General features: G+C 70.0%; 5 protein-coding genes. 2 read left to right on the top strand and 3 right to left on the bottom strand.

Translation table 11 applies throughout. From position 1 onward, the window contains the following. Together L995_RS19795 and L995_RS19790 are read left to right on the top strand one after the other, a co-directional pair. On the top strand, positions 1-1608 hold a 1608-nt coding region (locus L995_RS19795), incomplete at its 5' end, for an ATP-binding cassette domain-containing protein (protein WP_047473146.1). 8 nt (positions 1609-1616) lie between these two features. Further along, complete coding sequence (locus tag L995_RS19790; protein WP_047473144.1) at positions 1617-2771, top strand: NAD(P)/FAD-dependent oxidoreductase; 1155 nt, start codon at positions 1617-1619, stop codon at positions 2769-2771. A 21-nt stretch (positions 2772-2792) separates the two neighbouring features. Here the strand turns inward: L995_RS19790 and L995_RS19785 are convergent, their stop codons facing one another. The 3 genes from L995_RS19785 to L995_RS19775 form a co-directional block, all read right to left on the bottom strand. Then, on the bottom strand, positions 2793-3770 hold the full coding sequence (locus L995_RS19785; RefSeq protein WP_016454260.1) for a succinylglutamate desuccinylase/aspartoacylase domain-containing protein: 978 nt from the start codon (positions 3768-3770) through the stop codon (positions 2793-2795). A gap of 7 nt (positions 3771-3777) precedes the next feature. Continuing rightward, the gene (locus tag L995_RS19780) at positions 3778-4761 is read right to left on the bottom strand and encodes a Bug family tripartite tricarboxylate transporter substrate binding protein (protein WP_016449351.1); all 984 of its coding nucleotides are present in this window, start codon (positions 4759-4761) and stop codon (positions 3778-3780) included. A 155-nt stretch (positions 4762-4916) separates the two neighbouring features. Further along, the coding region (locus tag L995_RS19775; protein WP_047473142.1) for a substrate-binding domain-containing protein at positions 4917-5594 on the bottom strand (678 nt) is incomplete at its 5' end.

Below are 5594 nucleotides of genomic sequence, written 5' to 3'. Positions count from 1 at the left end.
GAGATCGCCTCGCGCCTGCTGTTCCTCAACGACGTGGGCCTGAGCTACCTGAGCCTGGAGCGCGGGGCCGACACGCTGTCGGGCGGCGAGGCCCAGCGCATCCGCCTGGCCAGCCAGATCGGCAGCGGCCTGACGGGCGTGATGTATGTGCTGGACGAGCCCAGCATCGGATTGCACCAGCGCGACAACGACAAGCTCATCGGCACGCTGCAGCACCTGCGCGACATCGGCAACAGCGTCATCGTGGTCGAGCACGACGAGGACATGATGCGCGCGGCCGACCAGATCATCGACCTGGGGCCCGGCGCGGGCGTGCATGGCGGCCGCGTCATGGCCCAGGGCAGCTACGAAGAGGTGCGCGCCAACCCCGATTCACCTACGGGCCGCTACCTGGCGGGCACCCAGCGCATCGAAGTGCCTGCGCGGCGCACGCCCTGGCAACCCGTGCTGGAGGCAACGGCCGAGGGCGAGGCCCGGCCAGCGGCCAAGGGCTTCCCGGCCCGCACCCAGCAGCCCCCCGCCAATCCCGACAACGCAACCGCGCCCGGCGCGCCGCAACTGCAGGCCCTGCGCGTGGTGGGCGCACGCGGCCACAACCTCAAGGGCGTGACGGCGGACTTTCCCGTGGGCCTGCTGACCTGCGTGACCGGCGTCTCGGGCTCGGGCAAGAGCACCCTGGTCAACGACACGCTCTATACCGAGGCCGCGCGCCAGATCCACCGTGCCGGCGGCGAGGCCGCGCCGCACGACGACATCATCGGCATGGGCTATTTCGACAAGGTCATCAATGTGGACCAGTCGCCCATAGGCCGCACGCCGCGCAGCAACCCGGCCACCTACACGGGCCTGTTCACGCCCATCCGCGACCTGATGGCCGAGACCAACACCGCCAAGGAGCGCGGCTACGGCCCCGGGCGCTTCTCCTTCAACGTGGCCGGTGGCCGCTGCGAGGCCTGCCAGGGCGACGGCGTGGTCAAGGTGGAGATGCACTTCCTGCCCGATGTCTATGTGCCCTGCGACATCTGCAACGGCCAGCGCTACAACCGCGAGACGCTGGAGGTGCAGTGGAAGGGCCGCAACATCTCCCAGATCCTGGAGATGACGGTGGAGGACGCCCATGCCTTCTTCAAGGACGTGCCCACCATCGCCCGCAAGCTGCAGACCCTGCTGGACGTGGGCCTGTCCTATATCCGGCTGGGCCAGAGCGCGACCACGCTGTCGGGCGGCGAGGCGCAGCGCGTCAAGCTGGCCCAGGAACTGTCCAAGCGCGACACGGGGCGCACGCTCTACATCCTGGACGAGCCCACGACGGGCCTGCACTTCGCCGACATCGCCCTGCTGCTCAAGGTGCTGCAGCAGCTGCGCGATGCGGGCAACACCATCGTGGTCATCGAACACAACCTGGACGTGATCAAGACGGCCGACTGGATCATCGACATGGGCCCCGAAGGCGGCTCGGGCGGAGGCCAGGTGGTGGCCACGGGCACGCCCGAGGACGTGGCGGCCAACCCGGCCAGCCATACGGGGCGCTATCTGCGGCCCTATCTGGAGGCAGCGTCGGTGTCGGCTCCTGCAGCGGCCAAGGCTGGTCGCCGGAAAGCACAGTGAGGCCGGCCATGGACAGCAGCATCCTTGATTTCGTGGTGGTGGGCGCGGGCATGGCCGGTGCCTCGGTGGCCTGGCAGCTGGCGCGCGATGGCGGCGCCTCGGTGCTGGTGCTGGAGCGCGAATCCCAGCCCGGCTACCACAGCACGGGCCGCTCGGCCGCGCTGTATGAGGAGCACTATGGCCCGCTGCAGGTCCAGGCGCTGACGCGCGCCAGCCGCGCCTTCTACGAGCAGCCGCCGCAGGGCTTTGTGCAGGCGCCCATCCTGGCGCCGCGCGGCGTGCTCTATGTGGGCACGGCCGCGCAGAAGGACCTGCTCGATGCCGCCCATGCCGAGGCGCTCCTGCACTCGCCCCAGGCGCGGCGCCTGGGCCCCGATGAACTCAAGGCCCTGGTGCCCTGCCTGAATACCGCGCTGCTGGTCGATGGCTTTGCGGACGACGGCGCGCGCGACATCGACGTGCATGGCCTGCACCAGGGATTCCTGCGCGGCCTGCGCCAGTGCGGCGGCGAGCTGCGCTGCAGCGCCGAGGTCCGCGCGCTGGCGCAGGACGGCGGTGTCTGGACCGTGGACCTGGCCGACGGCAGCCAGGTGCGCGCGCGCTGCGTGGTCAACGCGGCCGGCGCCTGGTCCGATGCGCTGGGCGCACTGGCGGGCGCAGCGCCCATCGGCCTGGTGCCCAAGCGGCGCAGTGCCTTCACCTTTGCCGTGCCCGAAGGCATGGACGCCGCGCACTGGCCCGCCGTGATCAGCGCCGACGAGGGCTTTTACTTCAAGCCCGATGCAGGCCAGCTGCTGGGCTCGCCCGCCAACGCCGACCCCGTGGCGCCGCAGGACGTGGCGCCCGAGGAACTGGACGTGGCCACGGGCATCTGGCGCATCGAGGAAGTGACCACGCTGCAGATTCGCCGCCCCTCCCACACCTGGGCCGGGCTGCGCAGCTTCGTGGCCGACGGCGAGATGGCCATTGGCTGGGATGCCTCCCCCGTGCCGCTGCCGGGCTTTTTCTGGGTGGCCGCCCAGGGCGGCTACGGCATACAGAGCGCCTTCGGCTACAGCCTGCTGGCGCGCAACCTGCTGCGTGGCGAGCCGCTGGATGCACGCCTGGCCGCGCAGGGCGTGCAGCCTGAACGGCTGTCGCCTGCGCGCTGCCAGCGCGGCTGAGGTTCGGTTGAAGCGTGCCGCTCAGAGCGGCGAGCGCCGCGCAAAGCGCACCACGGTCACGCCCGCACGCGCCTGGCGCACCGAGGGCATGACCAGCACGCAGTCGCCATAGGGCGTGATCACCGGCTCGCCATCGTTGTCGCCGATCACCGTGCCGGCCTTCTCGAAACGCTCCAGCCCCGTGAACGGCGCCGTGAAGCGAAAGCCGCTGCTCTTGGCCACCACGGGCGCCGTGACTTCCAGCGCCCACTGGGCCGGTGCGTCGGCCTGCTTCCAGCCGGGCAGGGCGGCGTGCAGCGCGCCGTTGTCGAAGATGGCGGCCACTTCGAGGAAGCGCAGGCATTGGTCGTGCGCCACGTCGCGGCTGGCCAGATCGCCGTGGAAGCCGCATTCGATCAGGAGCGAGCGCGAGTCGCCGGCCTCGGCGTCGGGCAGGCCGAAGCGCCCGTAGTCGCGCAGCCGCGTGCCGTCCTTGTGGCCGGCATCCACGACGATGTTCGCCGGCGCGCCCATCTGGCGTGCCAGATCGCGGTTGCGCGGCTGCATGCCGGTCAGCAGCAGCGGGGCCGAGGGCTCGTGCATGGAATGCAGGTCCAGCAGCCAGTCGGCCTGCTGCACGAAGGGGCGCAGCGCGGCGGCGCGGCGGCGTTCGCGGGTGCTGCCCTCGTCGATGCGTGCGTCTATCCACTGGCGGTTCATGTCCTCGTCCACGAAGCGCGAGGCATCGTGGCTGGCCGCGTCGAAGCGGTCGAAGGCATCGAGGTTGGCCAGCACCAGGGTCAGGCGGCCGTTGTCCAGCGCCAGGCCGTTGTGCAGGGCCTGAAGCAGCCCGGACACGGCCCAGGCGCCGCAGATCTCGTTGCCGTGCACCAGCGCGGAAATCATCACGTGGCGGCCCGGGCGTCCCGAGTCGAATTGCCACACGCCCTCGGTACCGGTATTGCCTGCGCGCCAGGCGCTCAGGTCGGGCAGGGGAAGGTCAAATCGCAAAGCGTCCATGGCTGGCTCAGTTCTCGATGTGGGCGAATTGGACGATCTTGGTGTACTTGGCGATCTCGGCGTTGATGTACTTGCCGGCATCGGTCTTGGGATCGGCCACGACCGAGCCCGACTCTTCCATCTTCTTGCGGAACTCGGGCGAGGCCATGGTCTCGTCCAGCGCCTTCTTGACCTTGGCGGCCACGGGTGCGGGCAGGCCCTTGGGCGCCATCAGCGCGAACCAGACGTTGATGTCCACGTTCTTGTACTGGGGCAGCTCGGACAGGGCCGGGATGTCGGGCGTGATGGCCGAGCGCTTGGCCTCCGTCGTGCCCAGGGCGATGACCTTGCCCGCGCGGATCTGGGGCAGGCCCGAGGACAGCACGAACATGCCGAACTCGATGTTGTTGCCCACCAGGTCCGTGGTCAGGGGCGCCACGCCACGGTAGGGGATGTGGGTCATGTGCAGCTTGCCCTGCTCCTTGACCATCTCGCCGGCCAGGTGCAGTGCCGTGCCCACGCCCGAGCTGCCGTAGCTGAACTTGCCCGGGTTCTTGGCCACCAGGGCGCTGAACTCGGCGGCGGTCTTCACGCCGGCCTTCTGCGAGGCCACCAGCACCATGGGCTGGGAGCCGATCATGCCGATGGGCGTGAAGTCGCCGATGGAGTACTTGATGCTCTTGTTGATCAGCCGGGCGATGGCCAGCTCGTTGTTGGCACCCACGAACAGCGTGTAGCCGTCGGGCGTGGCCTTGACGGCCTTTTGCGCGCCGATGGCGCCGCCGGCTCCTCCCAGGTTCTCCACCACCACGGGCTGGCCCAGGCGCGAGGCCAGGCCATCGGCCACGAAGCGGCCCACCAGGTCGGTGCTGCCGCCGGCGGGGTAGCCCACGATCATGGTGATGGCACGGTTGGGGTAGCTGGCGGCGTCGTCGGCGAAGGCGCTGCCGGTGGCGGCGATCAGCAGGCCGCAGGCCAGGGCGGTGCGGCGCAGGAGGGAGTTGCTGGGCATGGGGTTATTCCTGAAATGTATGAGATTGATTGTGCGAAGGACTACCCAGGCATTTGGTGCTGATTCGGCACGAGGTGGAGCCATTGCAGCACCAAAACCCGCTTGTTCCACAGCCCGGTGCGGGTTTGCACCAGGAGGGCGCATGCATGCACCCGTCAGGCGCCCGTGATGTCGCTCCAGAACTGCTCGGCTGCAGGACCCAGGTGGCGCTTGGGACGGTACAGGCGCACGTCGAAGTGCACTTCCAGGCCCGGGTCGCCGGCCACGGCCAGGCGGCCGGCCTGGCAGTCGCCGCGCACCATGGACCACGGCATCCAGGCCAGGCCCAGGCCGCGCAGCACGTATTCGTAGTGGGCGTCGGCCGAGTCGCAGTCCACGCAGCGGCGCAGGCGCGGCGCCAGCGGATGCCGGGCCAGGTGGTCTTCCACAAGGCGGCCCAGGGCCATGCTGTGGGAGAAGGCGAGGTAGGGCACGGGAGCGACGGACTGGTGGCTGGCCGACAGCTCGTACAGCGGGCGGCCCCGGGCATCGGCGCGGGCCACGGGCACCAGCCTGTCCTGCATCACCGTCAGGTAGCTGAACTGGCGGCCGTCCAGGCGCACGCCAATGGCGGCGTGGTGGTAGACCAGCGTGAAGCTGACTTCGCCGCGCTGCAGCATGGCCACGGTCTCGTCCAGCGTGCGCGTGACCACGCGCAGCTCGGCCGTCTGCAGCACGCTGCCGTGGCGCGTCAGCCAGTCGGCCACGATGGTGCGCGCCAGCGTGCGCCCCGTGGCCAGGGTGATCACGCGGGCCTGGCGCCCGGCCACGGCCTGCAGTTCATCGTGACGCGG

Source organism: Delftia sp. ZNC0008 (assembly GCF_000799035.1).
GTDB classification, from domain to species: Bacteria; Pseudomonadota; Gammaproteobacteria; order Burkholderiales; family Burkholderiaceae_C; genus Comamonas; species Comamonas tsuruhatensis.
This window is presented reverse-complemented; position numbering and strand designations above follow the sequence as displayed.